A 24,745-nucleotide genomic window follows, 5' to 3' on the forward strand; every position below is an offset into this window, starting at 1 on the left:
TATGCCGGTGATTCAACCCATCTCCCCCGCGCACCGCCGCCGCGCCCTGTCCGGATTGCTGGTCTCCGCGGCGCTGATCGTGCTTGCGATCCTGTGGGGCGTCTGGGCGCTGCTGCGGAATCAAACGGGAGTGCTGATCGTCACGTCGCGGCCATCGGGCGCCGAAGTCGTGCTGAACAAACGGCCGACCGATCTGCTCACGACCGCGTTCCTTTCCGATCTGCCCGCCGATTCATTCATCGTGTCGTTGCGACTTGACGGCCACCGGCCGGTCCCGCCCGTGCAAGGCGTGCGGATTCAACCCAATGATACGACGCGCGTGACCTTCATCATGGCGCAGATCGCGCGTGGCGACGATCGCAAGCTGCCGCCCGTGACCGGTTCGGCGCCTAACTGGAAGTGGAAGACCGTGCGCATCGACAGCGATCCACCGGGTTCGGCGCTGGTGGTCGATGATCGCGAGCTCGGCGTGATCACGCCCGCGACCGTGTTACTCGGCCAGGGGCTGCACCATCTCGAAGCGCGTTGGCCGGACGGCACCAAGGCGTTCAAGAATGTCACGATCAGTCCGGCGGAATCACAGCCGGAGCTGATGTTGCGGCCACAAACTTACGAACGACCCGGAGCGGTCCGGCAGGATACCCTGAAATGACTCGCGAAATTCGCCGCATACAACCCTTCAGCGCGGTGCGCGTCGGGTTTTTTTTCGGACTGGCCTTCGGTTTTGTCTTCGGCCTCTTCAATGGAATGATCGTCAGTTTTATCGCCCAAACCTACGGGCCGTCGTTCCTGCCGCCGGGCAGCGAAAGTGTCGGCGAATTGGGCGGTGGGGCGTTGATCGTGCTCGCGATTTTCGCCGCGCTGATGTTCTCGCTGCTCTGGGCGTTCACTGGATTGATCTTCGCACTCTTGTACAATTTGATTGCCGGCTGGTTCGGCGGGATTGAGTTCAGCGTGATCGATCACCCGGACGCCACCCCGGTTCCGACCACCGATTCGACCGACGATGAGGATGATCCGCATGAGTGATGTTCGCGTCCGCTTCGCGCCCAGTCCGACCGGCTATCTGCACGTCGGCGGCGCCCGCACGGCGATCTTTAATTGGCTCTACGCGCGCGCGACCGGCGGCACGTTCCTGCTGCGCATCGAGGATACCGATCCCGTGCGGTCGCGCGGCGAACTTGCCCAGGTTATTCTGGACGGCTTGAAATGGCTGGGAATCGAGTCGGATGAACCAGTCGTCTATCAATCGGATCGCAAGGACCGGTTTGTCGAGGTTGCGCACGAACTGGTGAAACGCGGCCGCGCCTACTACGATTTTACGACCCCGGAAGAGCTGGAAGAGCTGCGGCGGCAATCGCAGGCGCGCAAAGAGCCGGCGTTCCGGTTCCGCGCGGATCTGGAGCACGCGCTCGCCGCGGCGCCCGCGCGACGGGCAAAGGGCGAACCGTACGCCGTGCGGTTTTCCGCACCGCGCGAAGGACTGGGCTGGGATGACCTGGTGCACGGGCCGATTCACTTCGAAGGAGCGGAGTTGGAAGATTTCGTGCTGCTTCGGAGCGATGGTTCGCCGACCTACCACCTCTCGGTGGTGTGCGACGACGCGGACATGCGCGTGTCGCACGTGCTGCGCGGCGATGACCATATCTCGAATACGCCAAAGCAGATCGGAATCTACCGCGCCATGGGCTGGCCGGTCCCGCGCTTCGGCCATGTCCCGCTGATTCTCGGACCGGACAAGCAGCGGCTTTCCAAGCGCACGGGGGCCACCGCCGTCGGGGAGTTTCAGACGCGCGGCTTTCTGCCGCAGGCCATGTTCAACTTTCTGACTCTGCTCGGCTGGTCGCCGGGAAGCGGAGACCGCGAGATCTTCCTGCGTGATGAACTCGTCCGCGTGTTTTCACTGGATGGAATTCAGACCAAGAGCGCGGTGTTCGACTTCGCGAAGCTGGAGTGGATGAACGGTGAGCATTTGCGGTTGCTGGGCGACGCCGACGCCGTGCAGTATCTTGCCGATCATGCCGACGGCCAGTCGCTGGAGATGGATTATCTCGCCAAACTGCTGCCGATGATTCGCACGCGCATCCGGCTGCCGAAGGACCTGTTCGAGGAGTCGCCGTACTTCTTCAGCGACCCGCTGAGTTATGATCCGGCGGGTGTGGCCAAACATTTCGGCGACGCTGCGATCGTCGCGCAGTTCCGAACGTACCGCGCTGAACTCAGCGCCACGGCGGCGTTCGATCCGACCGCACTCGAAGCACACCTGCGATCCTTCTGCGAGGCCGCCGGAATCAGCGCGGGGAAATTGATTCATCCCTTGCGGCTGGCGCTGACCGGCAAGACCGTCAGTCCGGGGATTTTCGATGTGATGGATGCGCTGGGCCGCGAAACCGTGCTGCGGCGCATCGACCGCGCGCTGGCGACAATCGAAGCGTGAAACTGCTCGATCGCTATATCCTCGGTCGGTTTCTGACCTTTCTCGGATTCGCGATCATCGCCAGCCTCGTGATCTTCGTCACGGTCGATGCCACCGAGCAGCTCGACAAGTTCATCGACGCCAAGCTCGGTTGGGCGCTGATCCTGCGCTACTACTATCTGTATCTGCCGTTCATTCTCTATCTTACGTTGCCGGTGTCCGTGTTGCTCGCGACGCTGTTCACGGTGGGCGGACTGGTTTATCGCAATGAGTTGACGGCGATGCAGTCGGCCGGGTATAGCTTGTGGCGCGTGCTCACGATGCTCTTGCTCCTCGCGCTGCCGTTGTCGGGCGGCGCGCTGGCCATCGGCGAGACCATTGTACCGGCGGCGAATCACGAGCGGAAGGAAATCTACCGCACGCAGATCAGAAAGAACGCCGGCTCGACCGCCACGCGGCAGGGCAAGCTGTACATGCAGGCCGGGCGCGGCACGTACTTGCGAATGGACATGTACGATCCCGCGGCCCTGAGCGGGCGACAGGTCCGGTTGCACACCGTGGAAGACGGACGCATCGTGCGGCGGGTTGACGCCGATCAGATACGCTATCATGGTTCGGGCTGGATGCTCTATCACGTTTACACGCGCGACTACCTTGACCATGAGGTCGTGAAATCCTACGTAGATTCGTTGCAGCGCGACGATCTCGGGATCCTGCCGATCGATTTGGAGCGCGTGAACATCGAGCCGGAGGAGATGAACTACTTCGATCTGCGCAGCCTCGTGGGGCGGTTGCAGGCCTCCGGCATTCGCGCGGCGAAATGGGTGGTTGATCTCGCGTTCAAGATCTCGCAGCCGTTCGCCACCTTCATCATCGTGCTGTTCGGCGTGCCATTCGCCGCGTTTCGCCGGCGCGGGGGACTCGTACTCGGATTCGGACTCTCGCTGCTCGTATGCTTCGTTTACTTCGGGTTCATTCAGGTCGGCAAAATTCTCGGGTATCACGGGACCATTTCACCCTACATCGCCGCCTGGAGCGGCAATGTGCTGTTCGGCGCAATCGGATTGTATCTCGTGGTCAAAGTGCCGAAGTGAGACCAGCGGGAGATCCTGAACATGCAAGCCGCCGCGCTGAATCAGCGCGGCGGCTTTGCTCATCACGCCGAGGCGCGGCGCGCTCAGAATTTCAAACGGTGTACGATGCCGAAGTCAACGCCCTTCGCGCCATTGAAAAGCCCGCCCAACCAGGAGCCGGCGAGATCGAACTCGTAGTAGTTAAAGCGCAGACCGATCCCAGCGCCCGAGCGAATGCCGTAGGGACTGCCCACCGATACCCCGCCCTGCAACAGCAGCCAGGGCCGGGCCTGCCACGCCGCCGCGCCACCGACGTTCACCGCGGCTGTTTGCGTCGGCGTGCCTTTCGACGCGAAGCCGAACTCGCCGAGCAGCGCGAGCGTCGGAGCGGCGGCATACCGCGCGTTCGCCTGCAGGATTACCGGGAGCTTGGTTTCGATGGCGCCGCCCTTGTAAGTGGTGTCCGTGGTTTGCAGCGCGCGGTCCAGATAGTCCTCGTCGTCCAGGGAGTCGATCGCGATGCGCACACTGTCGGCGTAAAACGAAATGAAGCTGTTTTCGTCCACCTGCCAACTCATGCGCACGCCGATCTCGCGCAAGGCGAGCCCGACCTGCCAGCGGTCATTCAGCTCCGCGACGGCGCCGAGGTCGAACCCCACACCGTCGCCGGTATGGGAGGTCACGCCCTGCAACGACGCACCGCCGTCGATGATCGAATCCGAGAGCACGAGCTCGCCGCTCACCTGCGCGACCTTGCCGAGTTCGAGACCCTGATAGAAATGAAAGCCCGCGCCGGCGGAAAACCGCTTGACATACTCCTGCTCGAAGGTGTGGCCGAAACCCAGCGCGTAATTCATGTACAGCAATCCTTCGCCGCGCAGCGACCCGACCGTGTAGGGCTGATTGAGCAGATTGCCTTCAAAACCCAGCCGGGCCAAATCACGCGGCAGCCGGGCACTGCCCGCGGACTCGAGAGAAACGCGCCCCGCGACGTTGTTGTAGGTCAGGCCGAACACCGGAACACTTACCGCTCCGTCCAAGCGCAGGCCCTGGTCGGGAATGCGATCCAGTATGCGTTGTTCCGCGGCAGCATCGAGGTAGTGATCGCCGGCAATCTCCCGATTCCAGAATCCCGTGCTGAAACTGTTGTTCCAACCCGATGCCGAAAGCGAGAGCAATTCAAGCGAGAAGCGGTACGGTTTCTCCTGCGCCAGTTGCGCGGGATTCGACAGCAACGCGCTGCCGAACTTCAACCCCAGGTCGTGAACCCCGGCGCGGGCGGTGGTGTTGGGATCGACCGGCTGCGCCAGCGTGGTCGCGGCCAGCAAGAGCAACGAGATGAGAACTCTCATTCTCCGTCCTCCGTGTCAATCGTGTGGACGATTTGCGCCGTCACTTGAACCGTCACGTAGTCGGTGCCGTGCGCAAGCCGTTCCGCGCCGCCGGAAGACGGCAAGTGAATGTTCGCGCGGAAATAGAACGGCGGATGCTCGAGCAGGGCAAGAATCGGCTGGGTCAACGCGACTTGGTACTCGGCGAAGGCTTCGGCCGTAGCGCGACCGCCGGAAATCGGCGGGGTCGGGATCACCGCGACATAGATCGTGTCCACATCCTGTCCCGATTCGGGCAGCAGCGCCGTGCTGTCGTGTCCGGCGATGATATAGGCGTCGCCGCCGGCCGGAAGGCGATTCCAGATCTTGATGTGCGCCGAGCCCTCCTGCAAATTGTCGATCGCGTCCATTTCCACGATCTCGACATCGCCGGGGGCATTCACCTCACCCAACGTGAACCGCAGCGGAGCAACGATCGAAATATCGGCGCTGATCTGATCCGTCGCATAGACGGCCACCGCGCCGCGAGTGGAGAGGTAGCCGCTGTACGCGAACGAATCCGGAAAGGTCGAAGTCAGCGCGGCCAGATTGGGCAGCGGCAGCGTGCTGTCCGCTCCGAGATAGATGTCGGGAAAATACACATGCACGCTGTCAACCAAGGCGCCCAAATAGAAGGAAGAAATCTCGAGCGTTAGGTCCGCCGCCAAGGCGATCGCCGAATGCAGCGCGAGTTCCCCGTCCACTTGCAGCGGATGCACGGCGTCCCAGCCTTCGGGCGGGCGCTCAACGGCTTGACCTTCGGCGGGAATATCTACGGTGAGGTTGTTCAGCTCGCCGTCAAAAAACAGGAAGGAAACCGTACTTACGCTGAACTCGCCCTCGACGCGCTCATCGCCGGTGCCGGTGAAAACCCGGTGATTCGCCGTCGGGAACGAACGCGAGCGCAGCGTGCCGTGTATGAGCTGCGGATCACTGTAGGAGAGCCGGACATAGTAGCCCGCGAGGTCGGTTTGGACGAAACGCTGTTCGCGCGCCGGAACCAGCTCCCGTGTGATCAAGGTGTCGCCGGCAGGAGATGTGATCTCGGGGAAGACAATCCACACCGAGTCGTCGAGCTGCGTGTCGTTGTAGAGCGTGACGTCGATTGTGCCCCGCTGGACGATGCCATCGTAAAGTCGGTGCTGCTGCGTCAGCGTGAAGGACGAATCGCGCGTGAGATCCTGCTCGCGGATCACGCCGTAGAACGGTACGCATTGCAGAGTCGTCAGCGCGGCGCTGACCGCCAGCCCCTGCGTCGAATCCACCAGAATCTGGCTGCCGCCGCGACCCGTGGCGTTGAACTCGAAATTCGCCAAACTCCCGATCAGCTCATCGTCGAGCCGAACCGTGACTTGAGCCGAATCGCCGGACGAAAGCGAGGCAATTTCGGTCAGGCGTTGGCGGTGATTATGCAAATCCCGCAGTAAGATCTCGAGGTTGTCCACACTGTACGGCAAGTCATTGCGAACGGTCAGTGTCACCGACCCGGTGTCCACACGCAGACTGTCCACGTCATCGCCGAGCGAAAACGCGCAGGCGCCGGTGAGCGCGTGTTGCGGCAAATTCTCGATCTGACCATGGTAGATCGCCATCTGCGGATTCAGACCACCGAGCGAGCGATACCAGCTCTGCCGGCTATCCACGGGCAGCATGATCGCCTGCAAGGGTCGGCTGATCCGGTAGGCGAACGGATCGAGCCGGAGGGAGTCCTCGAAATCGCCGCTGACGGAATCGTACGCGGCGAAGTAGAGCAGGCTGTCGCCGTTCATCCCCACACCGTAGCCGCGCTCGCGAATCGCCGAATCCGGATCGACCATTTCATTCAACCGGTACGTGCGCGAGCCGAACGGCACGGTCAGCAGCACATCCCATTGCAGGCGGCCCGGCGCCTGCGGCAACGAGCAACCTTGAATTAACCCAACCACGAGCAAAAAGCGGAACAGGACCGAAATCCTGTTCCGCCGATTTTCGCTCGAGAACCCGACCCATCGAAGCGCGCTGTTCATAAGATTCTCTTGAATAGTTCTCGCGGGTAACCAACCAGACCCGCCGGCGTCAGACTCCCGGCACGACCGCGGACCGCGGACCGCAGTTAGGTGCCCATCTCCCACGAACTCAGGTATTGCTTCTGCTCGGCCGTCAGCTTATCGATCTTGCTGGACATCGTCGCGAGCTTCGTCGTCGCGATCCAGTTTTCGATGGACAGCGGGACTTCATGCACGGCCACCGAAAGCTTGCTGGCGTGCTTGAGGGCATGTTCGGTCGTCAGCGCCTGCGTCGCGAAACTCATGTCCATGACGGAAGCCGGGTGGCCGTGCGCCGCGGCCAGATTCACGAGCCGGCCTTCACCGATAATCATGATCTTGTTGCCACCGGGCAGCGTGTAACGATCCACGAACTGTACGACGTTGCGATCCACTTTCTTCGCCAGCTTGGCCAGACCGGGAAGGTCCAGCTCGACGTCGAAGTGGCCGCTGTTGCAAACCACCGCGCCGTCTTTCATCTTGGAAAAATGCTCGGGACGAATCACATGGATGTTGCCCGTCACCGTGCAGAACACATCGCCGACTGTCGCCGCTTGCGCCATCGGCATCACGCGGTAGCCGTCCATCTTCGCTTCGAGCGCGCGAATCGGGTTGATCTCGGTGATGACGACGTCCGCGCCGTGACCCTTCGCGCGTGAGGCCAACCCTTTGCCGCACATCCCATAACCGGCCACCACCACGGTGCAGCCCGCGATCAGCATGTCCGTCGCGCGAATGATGCCGTCCAGCGTGGACTGGCCGGTACCGTAACGGTTATCGAACAGATGCTTCGTCTGTGAGTCGTTCACGGCGAACACCGGAAACTGCAATTTGCCTTCCTTGTCCAGCGCGCGCAGGCGGATCACGCCCGTCGTCGTCTCTTCCAGCGAGGCGACAATCCCCTCGGCAAAACCGCGATGCGTTGTGTGCAAACCGTGAACGAGGTCGGCGCCGTCGTCCATCGTGATCGTCGGCTGCCAGCGCATCGCCACGTCGAGATGATCGTAGTAGGTATCGCGGTCCTCGCCCTTGATGGCATAGGTCCGGATGCCGAAGTCCTGCACGAGCGAGGCGGCGACGTCGTCCTGTGTCGAGAGCGGATTCGACGCGCACAGCACCACATCCGCCCCGCCCGCCTTGAGCGTGCGCATCAGATTCGCGGTCTCGGCGGTGACATGCAGGCAGGCCGACATGCGCTTGCCCTTCAGCGGCTTGTCTTTCTCAAAACGCGCGCGAATCTCCTGCAGTACCGGCATATCATGATCCGCCCACAGAATGCGGTTCTTGCCGGCGGGGGCCAGACTCAAATCGGCGACATGGTAGTCGCGCTTCACTTTCTCCGCCTTGGCTTTCGCCTTCGGTCGCGCGGCGGCCGTTCCATTGCTCATGCGAGTTCCTTCACTTTATCGGTTAATTCCCACGTAAATCCGTCGCCCGTGCGGCCAAAATGCCCGTAGCTCGCGGTCTCGCGATAGACCGGGCGACGCAGCTTCAGCGCGCTGATAATCCCCTTCGGAGTCAGATCAAATACCTTGCGAATCTTCTTTTCGAGTTCCGCCTCCGACAACTTGCCGGTGCCCTTGGTATCGACCAGCAGCGACACCGGTTCGGCCACGCCGATGGCATACGCGAGTTGAAGCTCGCATTCATCCGCCAGCCCCGCCGCCACGATGTTCTTCGCGACCCAGCGCGCCGCGTAGGCCGCGCTGCGGTCAACCTTCGTCGGATCCTTGCCGGAGAACGCGCCGCCGCCGTGCGGTACCCACCCGCCGTAGGTATCCACGATGATCTTACGGCCCGTCAAGCCGGCGTCGCCCTGCGGTCCGCCCACCACGAAGCGACCCGTCGGATTCACGAAAATGCGCACGTCTTTCGTCAGCAGCGCCGCCGGTATGCTGGGAATGATGACCAGTCGCTTGATGTCGGCGATGATCTCTTCGTGCGTGATCTTCTCATCGTGCTGCGTCGAAACCACGATGGTCTCGACTGCCTTCGGCTGGCCGTTTTCGAAACGAACGGAGACTTGTGATTTGCCGTCCGGCCGCAAATAAGGCAGTGCGCCGTTCTTGCGAATCTCCGACAGCCGCTTGGTCAGCCGATGCGCCAGCACAATCGGCAGCGGCATCATTTCCGGAGTGTGATTGCAGGCGTAGCCGAACATCATGCCCTGATCACCCGCACCGTCACGGTCCACGCCCATCGCGATATCCGGACTCTGACGGTCGATCGTCGTAATCACCGCGCAGGTCTCGTAATCAAACCCGTACGCCGCGTCGGTGTAGCCGATGCTCTTGATCACCCCGCGCACGAGGGCCGGGACATCCACATAGGTCGTGGTGGTAATTTCTCCGCCGACCAGCGCCATGCCCGTGGTCACGAACGTCTCGCAGGCCACGCGACCGTTGGGATCGTCCTTCAATACCGCATCGAGCATCGCGTCGGAGATCTGATCCGCGATTTTGTCCGGATGACCTTCGGTCACCGACTCGCTCGAAAATACAAAGTCTCTCATTGCCTCTTTCCAGGGGGCGGGTTCAGCGGAAGGTGACAGACGCGCTCGCCCGAATATCGCGCCGCCGTGGGTAGAATGAAAACTAAGTGAAGCACCCGACCAGATTCCGGCGGGGTGGGGGCACCCCGCTCGGCGAGGTTACCCCGCTCGGCGAGGACTCTATGGCTCAATTCGTGATCGCGGAATCCGAGAGAATCTCGCTCGAATCGCCGAGATTGTAGCGCAGGAACTTGCCCACGATGGCCGAGTTGTTGCCCACCAGCGAGCCTTCAACGAGCGCGTTTTCCACGCGAGCGCCGTCCGCGAGAATCGAATCGCGGACCATCGCGTCACGTACGACCGCGCCGCGGGCCAGCGTCGCGTAAGGCCCGATTACGGAGCGCTCGATGGTCGTCTCCGGGTGAATGTACACCGGCGGAACCACCACAATATCCGGCCGGTCGTGCTGGCCGTTGCTGCCGTGCTGGTCCAACAGATGGCGATTCGTCGCCAGCAGCGTCTCGGGCTTGCCGCAGTCAAACCAACTCGTGACCGGAAATGTCATGATCGGCTCACCCTGCTCCACCATTAATTGCAGCGCGTCGGTCAACTGGTACTCGCCGCGGGTCGTCAGTTGGCGATCGAATAGAACGTGGATGCAGCGTCGCAACAATTGCGCGTTGCGAATCATGTAGATCCCCACCAGCACCAAGTTCGATTTGGGATTCTCCGGCTTTTCGACGAGCCGCGAGACCCGACCGTGCTCGATTTCGACGACACCGAACCGGCGCGGATCAGCGACCTCTTTCACGCCGAGCGCCGACCCGGTCGAATTGCCGATCACTCGACCGAGATCAATTTCGAAAATCGTATCACCCAGAATCACCAGAACTTCGCGATCCTGCTCGTTCAGACCGAGCGATACGGCATGGCCAAGACCTTTCGGTTCCGACTGCACGATGAACTCCGCCGGAATCGAGTAGTTCTCCCGTACATATTGCTCGATCAAATCACCCATCTGCCCCACGACGAGCGAGACCTCCGTTACGCCCGCCGCCTGCAAGTGATCGAGAATATGGCCGAGGATCGGCTTCCCCGCGACATTCAGCAGGACTTTGGGCAGCGTAAACGTGTGGGGCCGAAGTCGCGAGCCGACTCCGGCGACGGGGATGATCGCTTTCAAATACCGGGAAGCCTCTGGGTGGTCAATGCGGGCGGCACGGGCCGGGCGCGGCAGGTGCCCAAGGACGGGTCGTGGAACGGGCAAACCAAAATGTACGAACTTCCCCGGTCCTTTTCAAGCCCGGGTAGTCGCCGATTTTATCCGCGAAATGTTAGGAATATCAAAGGGATCCGTCGCTCTCAGCAGCGCCAGGAAGACTGAGATGACGTCCAGGAACAAGAGGGACCGCAGCCCCGCTTCCAGCCGGACTTCAGATTCGGGCCAGAGTTCAGACGGGTCAATGGTCATGTGCGCAATCTGGAGGGAGTCCAACAACTCCCGCAGGGACGGACGCGGATCCACCAGCGGCGTGGACTCGCGCCACCCCCCGAGGAAGACCACCAGCGGTTGCGGCAACACCTGCCCCAGCGACGACCACGCCTCGACTTCGTTGTGGGCGAGTTCCGGCAGTTCGGCCACGTGCGACCAGGTCTTGGCGTTTTCGGCGAGTTGTGTGCGAAACCGAAAGGCCAACGCGCCGGTGACCGCGGGATCCACTGAGTAAATCACGGGAACGCGATCGACGAACTTCTCTGCCGCCGCGAGCGCAAGATTCGCCACCCGATCCAATTGCCGATAACGCGCGACATCCGTCGCGAGACGTTCCCATTGGAGCTCCAGCGGACGACTACCGTCAAACCCGTGGACTTCTTCCAGAATCGCGAGGAATGCCCCGAGACCAAAGCCGACCGCCGCGCGCGGCGGGTAGCCGCCCGGCAAGCGCAAATGCGGAATGCGATGTTGTACCGCGAGTTCCTCCAGTCGGCCGCCGCTCGACATGCTGAACCAAATCCGCTGCGGCGGTACCTGCTGGAATGCCGTGACGGTTTCAATTGTGTTGCCGGAATAGCTGCTCAACAAGCGAGGATCAACGGATAAGCCGGAACTGCGACAGACCTGAATGCGCAGCGACACCAGCGGCGGCGTGAAACCAAACGCTTGCACGAGGTCGCCCGCGACGGCGCTGCCGCCGAGACCGTACCACTCGACCGCGTCCGGGCGAGATAACGAATGATTGCGCGCGAACGCATGACCCAGCTCGAAGCCGCGACGAACCTGATCCGGCAGTTCCAGGGTCTTGCCGAGCATGTCCTGCGAATCCAGCGTCCGCAGCCGCTCGGCGGAAATATTCAAGTGCTTGGGCATATCGGGAGAGAATGAGGGACGAGCAGAATTACGTGAACCAAATCGGAAGATCGGCCAGGCGCGATTTCAACTCGCCGCTGAGGTAGGTCTGGATCTCCGCCGCGGTCTTCATCCGCAGCGCCCGCGTCGCGATCTTGCGGCAATCCGCCATCGACAACGTGCGAATCGTCTTCTTGATCTCCGGAATCGCCGTCGCGTTCGTGGAGATCTCGTCGATTCCCAAACCGAGCAGCAGCGGCGCCGCCACCGGATTCGCGCCGAACTCGCCGCAAATTGCCACCGGAATCTTCGCCTTGTGCCCCGCGCGAATCGTCTGTTGAATCAGCCGCAACACAGCCGGATGAAACGAACGATAGTAGTTCGACACCATGTCGTTGCCGCGATCCGCCGCCACCGTGTATTGCGTCAAATCGTTCGTGCCGATGGAAAAGAAATCGCTCTCCTCCGCCAAATGATCGGCAATCACAACGGCGGACGGAATCTCCACCATGATCCCGATCTTGAGCTGCGGATCATGCGGAATCCGCAATCGGTCCAATTCCGCCGACGCTTCGGCCACGACGGCCTTGGCCTCGCGCAACTCCTCCAGCCCGGAGATAAACGGAAACATGATCCGGACATTGCCCCGCGACGACGCGCGCAAAATCGCCCGCAACTGCGCGCGAAACAAATCGCGCCGCGTCAGCGACACCCGAATCGCGCGATAGCCGAGAAACGGATTCTTTTCTTCCTTGAGATTTATGGATCCGTGCAGCTTGTCGCCGCCCAGATCGAACGTGCGAATCACCAGCGGCCGCGGCGCCAGAATCTCCGCCGCCCGGTCGTAAGTGTCGAACTGCTCGTTTTCGGTGGGGACGGTTTCACGCGTCAAGAACATGAACTCGCTGCGAAACAGACCCACACCGGTCCCGCCGTGACCCAGCACCGACTCGGCTTCGTAGGGCAACTCAATGTTCCCCCACAGCTGAACTTCGTGGCCATCCGCGGTCTGCGCCGGCAGATCCTTGAGATTCTCCAGTGACGAGACGAACGCGCGATAGCGCTGCTGCTTGGCGCGATACTCCTCCAACGTGGATTCCGAGGGATGCACGATCACCTTGCCCGAGTTCCCGTTCAAAACGATCTGATCGCCCGCTTTTACCCGCCACGACAGGTCGGTTACCCCGACCACCGCCGGAATGTCCAGGGACCGCGCCAGAATCGCCGTGTGCGATGTCAGACCGCCGGTATCGGCGGCAATCGCCTCGATCAGATGCCGGTCGAGGTGCAACGTATCGGTGGGAGAGAGATCATGCGCCACGAGCACTACCGGTTCCGCCGGCGCTTCCGGCATCACATCGCCCTTCCCGCTGATGAACCGCAACAACCGGTTGCGCACGTCGCGAATATCCGCGGCCCGCTCGCGAAACAGCTCGCCTTCCGTCTTGTCCATGACATCGATCGCATGACCCAGCACGTCATTGACGATGTAGTCCACGCAAAACTGCTCGCGCGTGACCCGGGCGCGCACATCATCCTGGAACACCACATCGTCGAGAATCAACAGATGCGCGTCAAAGATCTTGGCGGCGGCAATCCCGGCCACCGATAGAGCGCGATCCTTGGACCGCTCGATGGCCGCCGCCGTGGCGGTCAAGGCCTGCTCGAACTTCACCAGCTCCCCGGGAACTTCGCCGGGAGCAATCTTGCGCGGCTGCACCACGGGCGTCTCGGGCACCAATAAGTGCACGCGGCCGATCGAGATCCCCGGCGAGGCCGGAATTCCGCGCAGCACCAGCTCACCGCCCGTATAGAGCGGGTGGCTGACCGTCGGCTTGGGAGGGCTAATCTTCATGAAACTTGTTCTCAACCAGTTGAACCAATTCGTTCAACAGCGGCGCCTCGTCCTCACCGATACATTCAATGATTAACTTGGACCCTTTACCGGCCGCCAGCATCATCACGCCCATAATGCTTTTCGCATTCACACGCATCCCGTCGCGAACGAGAAACACGTCCGACTTGTAGCGGCCGGCGATCTTAGTGAACTGGGCCGCCGGCCGGACATGCAGTCCCAGCCGGTTCAGCAGCGTGACTTCTTTCTGAATCATGGGTTCGATGAACTCAAAGCAGAACTCCCAATGCAATCGCCGCGACCAACGATAGCAACAACGACAGCGTTACGGTCAGGCGCAACTTCTGCCCGGCCGTCATCACCGCGAAGGCCACCGCGAACTGCGCGAACAGTGGCCAGGCTCCCGACGAACTCCGGATGAGACTGACTCCCAACACCAGCCCCGCGACCACGACTCCGGTGCGATTCAACGCCTTGCGAACCCGCCCTACCCACGGCTCGCCCAGCACCTGCAAAACCCGCTCGCCCAGTTCATATCCTCGGCGAACTGCGAAAACCCGCAACCGATACAGCGGAACGTTGTAAACGAGCAGGCAAATGGAAGCGGTCACCGCCCAACTGATGACCGAGGGCCAGAGCAGGATCGGAATGATCCCGGCGGCAAACACGATCGGTTTCCAGCGATCCCAGATCAGCTGATCGCCCAGCAGTCCCAGCGGTCCCGCCAGCGACTCGCGCCACGAATTGAACTCGGCATCGCCCGCCGGCGATTTCTCCCGAAGCCGGCGCAAAATCGCGCCCTGCGCGTAAGCCGCGAATACCGGATGAGAATTCATGAAGCCCGCGGCGCGGCGCAACTCCGCCGCACGACCGCCGCCCCGGCGAAGAGCGGGCAGCAGCGAGAACAAATAGCCTGGCCCCTGCATCGTGCGGAAATTCAGCAGCGTTTGCAGGACATACGACCGCAACGCGATTTGCCGCGCGTCGGATTTGCTCAGAGTGTCAACCATGCAAGTCCTCCGGCGCTCGCGGCGATGAGACCGTACGCGACCACATTCCGTTTGCGAACAAACCGCGCGAAGAGCACGGCCGCCCCCGCGCCCAACAATCCCGGCCATAGCCCGGAAAACAGCGAGTCCGTCGCTTCGACGATGGAAGTAGGCACTCCGAGTGCGGCATAGTCGCCCAAATAGAGGGCCAGCAGCGCGCGGCCAAAGCCGTAGCCGACCAGCGCCAGCAACGCGCCCGTGAGGGCGTGAATGGCGACGGCGCCGAGAACGAGCAGACGAAACTGCAGCCGATCGTCTGCCGCGGCCGCCGACACGACACGCGGCGCGACATGATTCATGGCCTTGCGAACGAGCGGCGTCGCTTCCCCGCCGAGATATGACGCCAGCACGCCGGCCATCGTGGCAATCGCCAACACGAACCAGGCCGGTTCGCCCGCCGCCGTGGCCGGGACCGAGGCGGCCGTGGCCGTGGCGATCAGCGCGCCGACGTTTCCTTCCGGAAACTTCGCCGCTCCAATCGGCAAGCTGCCCAGCCACAAAAGCTGAAAACCCACGCCAAAGAACAAACCGATTTCGGGCCGACCCATCAGCAATCCGTACAGCGGACAGGCGATCAACGGCTGACAAATCATCAACTGTCCCACCGCGGTCGTGTCCAGATAGACAACCATTCCCGCGAGGGCCGCCGCTGTCCAGTGCACGATCAGAAGTCCCGTTCGATCATGAGCTGCGCCCATTCGGCGAGCAGCTCGCGGTTCTCCGTCGGCGGGAGTTGCTCAAGGTATTTCAAAGCGCGATTGACGTGGCCGCGCGCGCGTTCCGCCGTGAAGCGTACTCCGCCGCGCCGCACCAGCAAGTCAGTGACCTCTTGAATCCGGCCGGGGGTCGCCTGCGGGTCGCCGAGCGTCGCCGAGATCAGTTCGCGCTCCACGGGCGTCGCATGGGCGTAGGCATGCCGCGCAATCACCGTCCGCTTGCCCTCGCGAATATCCGCCCCGACCGGCTTGCCCAGCGTTTGTTCATTGCCGATTAAACCGAGGATATCATCCTGAAGCTGAAATGCCGCACCGCACGCGCTGCAGAACTCCGCCAGCGCGACCGCCAGCGGATGATGGAGATTCGGAGTGTTCAAACCGATGGCCGCTCCGGTCGTCCCGCAGAACTCGTACAGCGCGCCAGTCTTCTTCCACAACATCGTCTCGATCTGCTCAATCGTGAGCTGGTCGATGGGAACGCGGGAGTATTGCACGTCCAACATTTCGCCTTCGACCAGCGTGCAGAGCACGCGCGTGTCCAGTTCATTGATCAACGCCAGCGTCACTTCCGCATCGACGCCGAACTTGCGCGTCAATTCGGTCATCAGGCTGATCCCCCAGCCGTGCTGGACATCCCCGGCCAGCACCGCCACACTGACTCCGTAGTGCCGCGCTTCCGCGCCCGTGCCGAACAGGGCGTGCGTCGAAGGCTTGCGGAAGAATCGCTCGTGGACGGTGGGCTGGCCGCGCCGCATCGGATCCCGATCGATGATGTCATCGTGGACCAGCGTCCAGGTATGAAAGATCTCCGTGGCCGCCGCGACACTGATCGCCGTGGCTTCGTCCCCGCCGACCGCGCCGCAGCACAAGAGCAACACCGCCGGTCGCAGCCGCTTGCCGCCCGACGCGAAATAGCAGGTGACGGCCTCGCGCATGTCCTCCGGAGCGAAACGACTTACCGTTTCATGATTCAGGACATACGCCTGAACCGCGGAAACCCGACGTTCAATCTCCTCCTGAAGTCTTTGTGATAATTGAATTTGATAGGTAGGCAACGACCAGCTCCGGAGGTTCTAAACTTCTAATAATACACCCTTTCCCGCAGAATTGCAAGCTGGTGTTGGTGCCGTTCAATGAACGGTCCGCAGCGCCGCCGCCCGTGCCGGAAAACTTCGCGGGCCGTCATCACGACGGCCCGCTGGCGTTTCCGTTCCATTGCGGATCGAGGCTACCGCAACTCCATCCCCACCGCCAACTCCAGCGCGATGAGATTACTCTGATACTCCAGCTGCTTCGACAGATGATCGGTCTCCGCCTGTGCATAGGTGACCTGAGCATCGCGCAGGGACAACTGCGACGTGGCACCCAGCCGGTAACGCTCGCGCTCGAGTTCCAGCGTGCGCGAGGCCAACTCGCGATTGCGACCCGTAATTTGCAGCTGATTATACGCATTCTCGAGTGCGTAGAACGCATCGCGTACGTCGCGCTCCAGCGAAAGCTCAAGCTGCCGCGCCCGGTCCTCGGCCTTGTCCCGGTTCACGCGTTGCTGCACGACATCCAGCTCGCGACTGAAGCCGTCGAATAACGTCCAGCTCAACCGCAGCGAATAAGTTGCGTAGCGATTCTTCGGGTCCAAGGTCCACGCGTCACTCGTCCCATCGACCTGTTGCGACCGCGACCAGGTGGCGCCGAGCGACGCGGTCGGCAGGTAGTTCTGTTTAGTGCGCAACAGATTGTACCTCGCCACCTTCGAGCTCAGCCGGGCGATTTCCAGATCCGTGCGGTTGACGTAGGCCGAGTGGATCAAGTTATCCAACTCGAATTGAAACGGAGTGGCGTCGCCGAACTCCTCGATCGCATAATCGCTCTTCAGATCAATACCCAACGTCTGATTCAACTGCTCGCGAGCGGATTGCAGATCGCGCGCGGCGGAAGTAATGTCATTTTCCGCGCGGCCCAACGCGATTTGCGCCTGCAACACGTCCAGCTCCGTCACCGCGCCAACGTCGAATCGCGCCTTGGCCAGATCATAGGCATCTTGCCGCTGATCGCGCAACTTCTGGCTCAACTCGTGGAGCTTCTGCCGGGTCAGTACCAGTACCGCCTGCGAGGCAATCGTCCGCGCCAGGGTCTTTCGCGCGTCACCGACCGTGAGGTTGTTGATCGTCTCTTGCGACTTCGCCATCTTGTAAAGGTAATACCGCTGCGCTCCGTCAAACAGCAGCCAGCTCGCACTCAAGTCCTGCGACGACGAGCGGGAACTCCCCGTCCGACCCTCAGCGGAAACCGAACCGTCGGGATTCGTAAACGTCGCGGTCGAATAGTGACTCTCCGAGAAGTTCGCACCCACCGAGGCGGTCGGCAGGAACTGGCCCGCCGCGTTCACCTTGCCGATCGCGTTCAGACGGATGTCCTGTTCCGTTTCATGGAGACCGGGATTATTGCGGAATCCGATCTGCACCAGCGAATCCACCGACAGGGGAGCGGTACTGTTCACCAACGGGAAGGCGGATGCTGCCCAGGCAGGCATTGACAACAGAAGAAGAGCGGTAAGGCGATAGATCATGACGAAGGTTCGCTTCCGGAGTACTGGTCTTTGATTTCGTACAGGTAGGCGAGCACGGCATCGTGCTCGTTGGGGACGCGGCCGTCGAGAATGGCCTCTTCCAGCGCGTCCTTTATCTTTCCGACTAATTTGCCGGGCGGGATGTTGCAGATCGCCATAATCTCGTCGCCGCGAACCGGACTCTGAAACGCGCGAAGCTGGTCTTTTTCCACAACTTCCGAAAGTCGGGCCGTCAGCGAATCAAACTGCTCGAGATAGCGCCGAACCTTGTTGGGCTTCGACGAAGTGATATCTGCCCGGCAGAGGGTCATCAGCCCGGAAAGGTCGTCCCCGGCGTCAACAATTAACCGACGAATCCCGCTGTCGGTAACCTCTTCCCGGGTCAGGTTGATCGGTCGCATGTGCAGACCGACCAGCTTGGTAACCCGGGCTGTGGTATGCTCCGGAAGCCGCATGCGACGTCCGATTGCCCTCATCATCCGCGAACCCACGTCCTCATGACCGTGGAAGGTCCAACCGACCTGCGGCTGGAACCGCTTGGTCCGCGGCTTGGCAATGTCATGAACCAACGCCGCCAGCCTGAGTTCCGGATCGGGGGTGAGGGAGGCGATATTATCAACGACCAGCAACGTGTGGTCGAATACGTCTTTATGGTGATGGGTTCCGACTTGGTCCACACCCGCCAGATTGGCGACTTCCGGGAACACGACATCCAACAGCCCAGTCAAGTACATCAATCGCAAGCCGATGGACGGTTGAGACGCCGTCAGCAGTTTGATGAATTCGTCGGTGATCCGTTCTTGGCTGACAATGGCCAGTCTCGGCGCCATCAGCCGGATCGCGGCCAGCGCCGACGGATCCACGCTGAATTCGAGCTGAGCGGCAAACCGGACCGCCCGCATCATCCGCAGGGGGTCGTCGCTGAAAGTCCGCTCGGGTTCCAAGGGCGTCCGCAAAACCTTTGATTTCAGGTCCGCGATCCCGCTGAACAGGTCGATAACCGACCCAAAACCGTGGCGGTTCAGCCCGACTGCCAGCGCGTTCACGGTGAAGTCCCGACGCGTCAGGTCAGCGATTAGACCCGCGGACACCACGTCTGGTTTACGCGATGCAGGGTCATAGGTTTCCGCCCGCGCGCTTACAAAGTCGAGTTCGACTCCGTGACAGGCGACTCTCGCCGTCTGAAACTTCGCGAATACAATCGGATCACTTGTCCGCAGCTCCCGGGCCACGGACTGGCTGAACCCGACGGCATCGCCGATAACCGCGAAGTCGATGTCCTTCAATGGCCTGCCGAGCAGCCGGTCCCGGACGAAGCCGCCGACGGCGTACAGCTCGACCCCCTCAAGATCGGCGATTGCGCCAAGCCGGTCGATCAACGGGTACTCACCGGCTGCAATCAAGGGGCTGTGCTCAGGGGTGACTGTGGTCATGGGGGTGAGTCAGAATGACAGGAACTGAGCCATTCCGACAGGCGCGCGCTATTGTGCCGCACGCACCGCGAGTTCTCGCAATTTCTCTCGTCTTCGCTCGGAAACGGCCGTTGTTCGAGGAGTTAGCACCCCTCGGTTCGCCCACTCTCGAGCCTCATCGGACCTGCCGAGCCGGTCACAAATCTGCGAGATTTGCAGGCAAAGGCCGATCTGGTCATACGCGTTGGCCCCGAGGGAACTGTACTGCGCGTACAGATTCCGGGCGATCGCGTCAGCTTCGGGCCAACGTTCCTGCCGGACCCGAAGGCTGAGTTGCGGCCAGAGGAACCCGCGGCAATTCGGAAATCGTTGCAGCCCGGCCAGACAGATGCTGTCGGCTAAAGCATACTCTTTGTCCTCAAGCGCAAACCACACCAGCGCGGTCAGGGCCGACCACTTCGAGAAATCTGATCTCTGAACCGCCAGCCACATGTCGCTCCAGCCAGAACTCTTGCTGGGCATGAACGGCAGGAAGCCGACCAAAGAGCCATGCGTCGCTACCCCGTAACGATACGCTCCACGCCCGAGATAGGCATCATAAAACTCCGGATCCGCTTCGATTGCCCGGGCGAACTCGTCCCGCGACTTCATCAGCAACCGGATCGCAGAAAGCGAGCTGCCCTCGCGGTTGAGCAGAAGCGCCTTGGACGAATAACAGCTGCCGATCAAATAGTGCAAAGCGGCCCGATCCGCGCCGGGCAACGCCAGGTCGGCACGCGCCCGGTGCAGGCAGCTGTCGGAAAGCGCGAAAAATAGACCGCGACCCGAGCTATCCTCATAATCCGTTATGCGGGCGTAAATGCCCGCCATTCGAGCATATAGCGCTGCCGCCGCAGACCCGCCGGAATTCAGCACCGAATCACAAATCTGGTTCGCGGCAGGGTAATCCCCCGCCACCAGCGTGTCCATCAACGCTTGAAAACCGGAAAGCCGCCGGGTTTCAACCGCTTCCGCAGCGTTGTCCGGCACTATCGCGCAACCGATGCACAGAAGCAGAAAGAGTTTCATGACGGTCATGAAACCAAAACAGAGGAAAATGCTCGGGTCGTTACGGTTCATGCAGCTTCTGGGACACCGTTGATGGGACTAAGTTACAATAAAAACATAAAAAAGCAAGAAATCGGCGAGAGCGGCAAAGCTGGATCATCGGGGGTAATCGTCTGGCAACCGGGGCGATAAATGCTTATATTTAAGCGCTGTGGTATATTGGGCGAGCTGTACGCCGGAGCTACCGAATTTCGGATGAGAGTCACGAGGAACGAGATCGGGAATTTGTGAAGAGCGTTTGCAAGGTGAATAGCACGGGCCGCCCAGGATGGGGTTGGGCACTGCCGCTACTGGTCTTCGGCGCACTGCTGTGCCTGCCGCAAGGCTTGTCATGGTCTCTCCGGGCCGCGACAGATCCGTCGCAGCCTGGAGTTTCCCGTGAAGCAATGGTCGGCCGAATTGTTATTCTCAGTGGCCAATTCGACTTATCTGTCCTTCAGCCCGTCACCCGCCGAACAGAGCTGGCCGCACGGAATCGCGAGCTTCTGGTCGGGCTTGAACAAGTTGCAGACGCTGAACAGACCGGGCTGCTGACGAGGCTCGGCGAGCTCCATGCATCTGGCGAAGTATATACATACCAATCGTTTACAATACTGAATGCGGTGGCGGTTCTCGCGACCGAAGCTGTCTTCCGGGAGCTTGCCGATAGGCCCGAGGTGGCGTCGATCGAGGAGGACGCCGCGCTCGAGTTGATTGCTCCGCAAGAGGGACGGCGCGGAGAGCACGAGACGCTGGACTCGCTACATTTCGCCCTGAGGCTGATGCGGGTCCCGGATGTCTGGGCGATGGGCATTACCGGGGCAGGAGTGCTCGTCAGCCACTGCGATGCGGGAGTCAGCGGCACGCACCCGGCTCTGCAATCCAGTTGGCGCGGGAATTTCGGTTACCCGTGGCAGCAGTGCTGGCTTGACCTGGCAGGCTCATCGACGACGCCCGTGGCTTACAATACCCACGGAACTCAGACGATGAGCCTGATTTGCGGAATGGCGCCGGGTGACACGGTAGGCGTGGCGTGGGGAGCGCGCTGGATCTCCGGCGCGCTCAGTTTGTCCGGAGCCGAGACGGTCGCCTCGGCGATTGCCGCGTTCCAGTGGTTGGCCAACCCCGATGGAAATGTAAATACGTTTGACGATGTTCCGCGCGTTTGTTCCAATTCGTGGGGAATTGTGCCGGGCTCGATTCCGGCATGTTATGACGTCTTGAATGCCGCTATTGACAATCTCGAAGCCGCCGGGGTCGCCGTCGTGTTCGCCGCCGGAAATGAGAATCCGGTGTCCGGAATCCGGATTCCAGCCGACCGGGCCAGCAACATGACCGACGGGTTTGCCGTCGGGGCATGGGACTACGCAACGGGTGACGTCTGGGCGCAATCGAGCCGCGGACCCGTGGTGTGTTCGGGAGATCCCGCCCTGAGAATCAAACCCGAAGTGGTGGCGCCGGGCGTAAACGTGCGCTGCGCCGGCAGTGGGTCGAGTTACGGCTACGCGACCGGGACCTCGTACAGCGTCGCATATTCGGCGGGCGTGTTGGCGCTGATGGCTGAGGCAAATCCGGGCCTCGATCCGGATTCGCTGAAGGAGATCCTCCTGTACTCCGCGGTCGATCAAGGTGCAAACGGAAATGACAACAACAGCGGATACGGGTTGATTGATGCCCTGGCCGCCGTGCAGGGAGCGATCTACGGAGTCGGTTGGGTGGCCGGCACCGTGACCGACGATTGGGGTGAACCGGTCCCGGCGACCTTCACGATTCTGGGTTATCCGCAGCAATTCGTGACGGATGCCTATGGTTATTTCTGTTTCCCGATGCCGGCTCAGATTCCGCTCACTTGGCAGATCGTCCTTCCGTCGTTCAATGAATTTGAGGCGACGACCGTGTTCTTGCCGGGTGACACGCTGTGGGCGGATGTGGTTCTGCAACCCAGCAACAATGGCGTGCTGAGCGGAACCGTGATCGACTGCGGAGGACTGCCGGCCGTGGGGTGCACCGTCGAATTGGTGAATCAGCCGCTGCAGCCGGTGACGACCAACCTGGCGGGGCGATTCCAATTCGGGTTGCCCGCCGGCGTGTATGACGTCACGGCCCGCAACGGATTTTGCGCGGACGCGCTGGTGCCCGCGGTCCAAGTGATTCCCGGCGGCATTGTGGATATTGAGGTGGTGCTGCCATTCAATCCATCGCACATGTGCGGTCCGCCGGACAGCTTCGGCTATATTCCGTGCGACTCGTATGACATGGGCGGCCCGGAGTATCGCTGGATCGAGTGCGCTCCGATCGCCGGCGGACGCGGCGTGGTGCACAATCTTCAGGATGACGGTTGCGTGCAAGTCCTGCTGCCGTTTCCGATTACCTACTACGGAATCACGCGAGATCGGCTGTACGTCCATGGCAACGGCTTCGCGCATCTGAACGGTACGACGATGGCGGCATATATCAACACGAATCTGCCGACCACGTTGGGACCGGCCATGTTCGGATTGTGGGATGACTTCAGCGACGTTTACGGCGGCGATATCTGCTCGTGGTTCGACGCCGGACTGGGGCGGTTCATCGTCGAGTTCTCGCATGTCCCGCGCTATGATTCGCAGGATCAGTTTGCCACGTTTCAAATTCATGTGCTGAACCCGGAAGTTTATCCGACAACGACCGGAAACTCGATCATCGAGTATTTTTATGACGCCGTGGATGTCCCGGAGTCCGCGACCGTCGGCATCGACTTGTCCGGCGGTTCCAACAGCTACTCGCAATACGGAGCGAACGGAGTCTATCCGGCGCATGCCACGCCGATCGAAAGCGGTCTCGCGGTGCGGATGACTCCCGGTGCAGCCGTGGCGGGGTTGGCACAGTTGAGCGTGAGCAATGCACCGCTGGTGGTCGATTTGCCGTCGGGCCAGGCCATGGACACCGCGCTGGTGTTGGTCAATTCGGGTACGCTGCCGGTTTCCTATGCGGTCGCGGTACCGGGGGATTCGGTGGCCGGGAGCTATGTAGTCAGCGACTCGCGCGCCGGAGGCCCTCCGTACTCGTTCACCGACATCTCGAGCATTGGGGCGAATCTGGCCGTGGTCGCCGATGATTCGATCTACTTCCCGTATGTACTGCCTTGGCACTTCAAACTGTACGACCGGTGTTTCGACCGGGTGGGGATTTGCACGAACGGATTTCTGACGTTTACCTCAGCGATGGCGGAGTATATCAACCAGCCGTTGAGCCTGCAGAAAGATCCTTACTATATGCTGGCGCCGTACTGGCGTGATCTGAACTTCCCCAGCGGCGATCAGGGGCGGATCTATTCCTATTCTGACACCGCGAATGATCGCGTGATCGTGCAGTACCAGAATGTGCGCTGGTGGGAGTCCACCAACCGGCAGACGTTCCAGATTGTGCTTTGGCATGACGGTCGGATCGACTTCGCGTACGGCACGTTGAACGGGCCGGTGAATCAGTGCACGGTGGGACTGAAAGGCCGGAATACGGCGCAAATCGCGCAGTTGGCGTACAACTCCACGTTCCTGACCAACAACTGCCTGTTGCGCTTTACGCCGCCGACGCCGAGTGGAGTTGCCTTTGCCGAGGTGCGCGATCTCCGGATCGGAGTCCTTCCCGCCGGCGGCAGCGTCAGTGTGCCGATCCGGCTGACCAATAACACGCTTGGCTTTGGCGCGCTGGACTGCGGTGTGACCGTGCGTTGCTCGGAACCCGACCGAGAATTCTGGTCGCCAAGCGTTGTTGTGCAGGCGGCCCCGAGCACCATTGCGGCGGCGCTCGTGGCGAGGGCCGGCCTCAGCGGATTGACGCTAAATTGGGCGCGCTTGAACACGCCGTATTATTGCATCTATAGCGGGACATTGGACGATAGTGTCTTAACGACGCTTGTCGCCACGGTTGCCGACACGTTCTTCGCCATAACGACACTGCCATCCGCGCGGCAGCAATTCGAAGTACGCATGTGCGATGGCCCGCCGGTCGCGGGCGGGCCGAGGCTGCCGGGGATCCCAGATGCCATTGTGTCGAAAGGGGTTGAGGTCGGGCGGAAGTAGGCGGGGAAGAGTAGCTGCGCGAAGCGCGCATCCCCCCCGGCCCCCCACAGGATGTGGGGGGAGTGCCGACCTTCCGATTCCGGGCGGCGGGCGGGCGGACGGCTCGGCGAAGTGCAGCCGGGCGACGCCGTTGGCACCCACAGGTTTGGGTTCAGCGGTTGACGAAACCGTGATGCTGACAATTCCGGCAGGGAAGGAATCCCTGCTCGGCAGAAGATCTCCGTTTCCGGCTGCGGGGGGACGGACGGCTCGGCGGGGAAGAGCAGATGCGCGCAGACG

General features: G+C 61.4%; 20 protein-coding genes. 6 read left to right on the plus strand and 14 right to left on the minus strand.

The window, feature by feature from the left end; all coding sequences use genetic code 11:
* Positions 1 to 7 precede the first annotated feature (7 nt).
* Genes HZB60_01240 through HZB60_01255 form a run of 4 tightly spaced genes read left to right on the plus strand, consistent with a single transcriptional unit; the run spans position 8 to position 3,510 of the window.
* The gene (locus tag HZB60_01240) at positions 8 to 652 is read left to right on the plus strand and encodes a PEGA domain-containing protein (protein MBI5058385.1); all 645 of its coding nucleotides are present in this window, start codon (positions 8 to 10) and stop codon (positions 650 to 652) included.
* Positions 649 to 1,029 (plus strand): DUF3566 domain-containing protein, encoded by a 381-nt coding sequence (locus HZB60_01245; GenBank protein ID MBI5058386.1) that lies wholly within the window; start codon positions 649 to 651, stop codon positions 1,027 to 1,029. Before HZB60_01240 ends, HZB60_01245 begins: the two co-directional genes overlap by 4 nt.
* Positions 1,022 to 2,437 carry a glutamate--tRNA ligase gene (locus HZB60_01250; GenBank protein ID MBI5058387.1) on the plus strand — a complete coding sequence of 472 codons (1,416 nt, stop codon included), beginning with the start codon at positions 1,022 to 1,024 and terminating at the stop codon, positions 2,435 to 2,437. Before HZB60_01245 ends, HZB60_01250 begins: the two co-directional genes overlap by 8 nt.
* On the plus strand, positions 2,434 to 3,510 hold the full coding sequence (locus HZB60_01255) for an LptF/LptG family permease (GenBank protein MBI5058388.1): 1,077 nt from the start codon (positions 2,434 to 2,436) through the stop codon (positions 3,508 to 3,510). Before HZB60_01250 ends, HZB60_01255 begins: the two co-directional genes overlap by 4 nt.
* An 83-nt stretch (positions 3,511 to 3,593) precedes the next feature.
* On the opposite strand, the gene HZB60_01260 is transcribed toward HZB60_01255, so the two are convergent.
* The 14 genes from HZB60_01260 to HZB60_01325 form a co-directional block, all read right to left on the minus strand.
* Entirely contained in the window at positions 3,594 to 4,841 is a 1,248-nt protein-coding gene (locus tag HZB60_01260; GenBank protein ID MBI5058389.1) for a hypothetical protein, read from the minus strand.
* On the minus strand, positions 4,838 to 6,865 hold the full coding sequence (locus tag HZB60_01265; GenBank protein ID MBI5058390.1) for a hypothetical protein: 2,028 nt from the start codon (positions 6,863 to 6,865) through the stop codon (positions 4,838 to 4,840). The genes HZB60_01260 and HZB60_01265 overlap by 4 nt, the downstream gene beginning before the upstream one ends.
* A gap of 86 nt (positions 6,866 to 6,951) precedes the next feature.
* Entirely contained in the window at positions 6,952 to 8,271 is a 1,320-nt protein-coding gene (locus HZB60_01270; protein MBI5058391.1) for an adenosylhomocysteinase, read from the minus strand.
* A complete protein-coding gene (locus tag HZB60_01275) occupies positions 8,268 to 9,395 on the minus strand; it encodes a methionine adenosyltransferase (GenBank protein MBI5058392.1) in 1,128 nt (375 codons plus the stop codon). The genes HZB60_01270 and HZB60_01275 overlap by 4 nt, the downstream gene beginning before the upstream one ends.
* 166 nt (positions 9,396 to 9,561) lie before the next feature.
* Positions 9,562 to 10,557 (minus strand): NTP transferase domain-containing protein, encoded by a 996-nt coding sequence (locus HZB60_01280; GenBank protein ID MBI5058393.1) that lies wholly within the window; start codon positions 10,555 to 10,557, stop codon positions 9,562 to 9,564.
* 114 nt (positions 10,558 to 10,671) lie between these two features.
* Complete coding sequence (locus tag HZB60_01285; protein ID MBI5058394.1) at positions 10,672 to 11,742, minus strand: hypothetical protein; 1,071 nt, start codon at positions 11,740 to 11,742, stop codon at positions 10,672 to 10,674.
* A 28-nt stretch (positions 11,743 to 11,770) separates the two neighbouring features.
* A complete protein-coding gene (ptsP, locus tag HZB60_01290; GenBank protein ID MBI5058395.1) occupies positions 11,771 to 13,576 on the minus strand; it encodes a phosphoenolpyruvate--protein phosphotransferase in 1,806 nt (601 codons plus the stop codon).
* Positions 13,566 to 13,832: an HPr family phosphocarrier protein gene (locus tag HZB60_01295; protein MBI5058396.1), complete on the minus strand. Its 267-nt coding sequence runs from the start codon at positions 13,830 to 13,832 to the stop codon at positions 13,566 to 13,568. Before HZB60_01295 ends, ptsP begins: the two co-directional genes overlap by 11 nt.
* A 13-nt stretch (positions 13,833 to 13,845) precedes the next feature.
* Positions 13,846 to 14,586: a PTS system mannose/fructose/sorbose family transporter subunit IID gene (locus HZB60_01300; GenBank protein ID MBI5058397.1), complete on the minus strand. Its 741-nt coding sequence runs from the start codon at positions 14,584 to 14,586 to the stop codon at positions 13,846 to 13,848.
* On the minus strand, positions 14,571 to 15,287 hold the full coding sequence (locus HZB60_01305) for a PTS sugar transporter subunit IIC (GenBank protein ID MBI5058398.1): 717 nt from the start codon (positions 15,285 to 15,287) through the stop codon (positions 14,571 to 14,573). The genes HZB60_01300 and HZB60_01305 overlap by 16 nt, the downstream gene beginning before the upstream one ends.
* Positions 15,288 to 15,289: 2 nt before the next feature.
* Entirely contained in the window at positions 15,290 to 16,396 is a 1,107-nt protein-coding gene (locus tag HZB60_01310; protein ID MBI5058399.1) for a polyprenyl synthetase family protein, read from the minus strand.
* A gap of 173 nt (positions 16,397 to 16,569) precedes the next feature.
* Positions 16,570 to 17,841 carry a TolC family protein gene (locus tag HZB60_01315; GenBank protein ID MBI5058400.1) on the minus strand — a complete coding sequence of 424 codons (1,272 nt, stop codon included), beginning with the start codon at positions 17,839 to 17,841 and terminating at the stop codon, positions 16,570 to 16,572.
* Positions 17,842 to 17,903: 62 nt separating this feature from the next.
* Entirely contained in the window at positions 17,904 to 19,340 is a 1,437-nt protein-coding gene (locus tag HZB60_01320; protein MBI5058401.1) for an HD domain-containing protein, read from the minus strand.
* Between the two features lie 48 nt (positions 19,341 to 19,388).
* Positions 19,389 to 20,438, minus strand: a complete 1,050-nt coding sequence (locus HZB60_01325; GenBank protein MBI5058402.1) for a hypothetical protein — start codon at positions 20,436 to 20,438, stop codon at positions 19,389 to 19,391.
* 366 nt (positions 20,439 to 20,804) lie between these two features.
* On the opposite strand from HZB60_01325, the gene HZB60_01330 reads away from it, so the two are divergent.
* Both HZB60_01330 and HZB60_01335 read left to right on the plus strand, forming a co-directional pair.
* Positions 20,805 to 20,960, plus strand: coding sequence for a hypothetical protein (locus HZB60_01330; GenBank protein MBI5058403.1), 156 nt, complete (start codon positions 20,805 to 20,807; stop codon positions 20,958 to 20,960).
* Positions 20,961 to 21,082: 122 nt separating this feature from the next.
* Positions 21,083 to 24,466: a S8 family serine peptidase gene (locus tag HZB60_01335; protein MBI5058404.1), complete on the plus strand. Its 3,384-nt coding sequence runs from the start codon at positions 21,083 to 21,085 to the stop codon at positions 24,464 to 24,466.
* The last annotated feature ends 279 nt before the right edge of the window (positions 24,467 to 24,745 follow it).

The organism is candidate division KSB1 bacterium (genome assembly GCA_016214895.1).
Taxonomy (GTDB): domain Bacteria; phylum Electryoneota; class RPQS01; order RPQS01; family RPQS01; genus JACRMR01.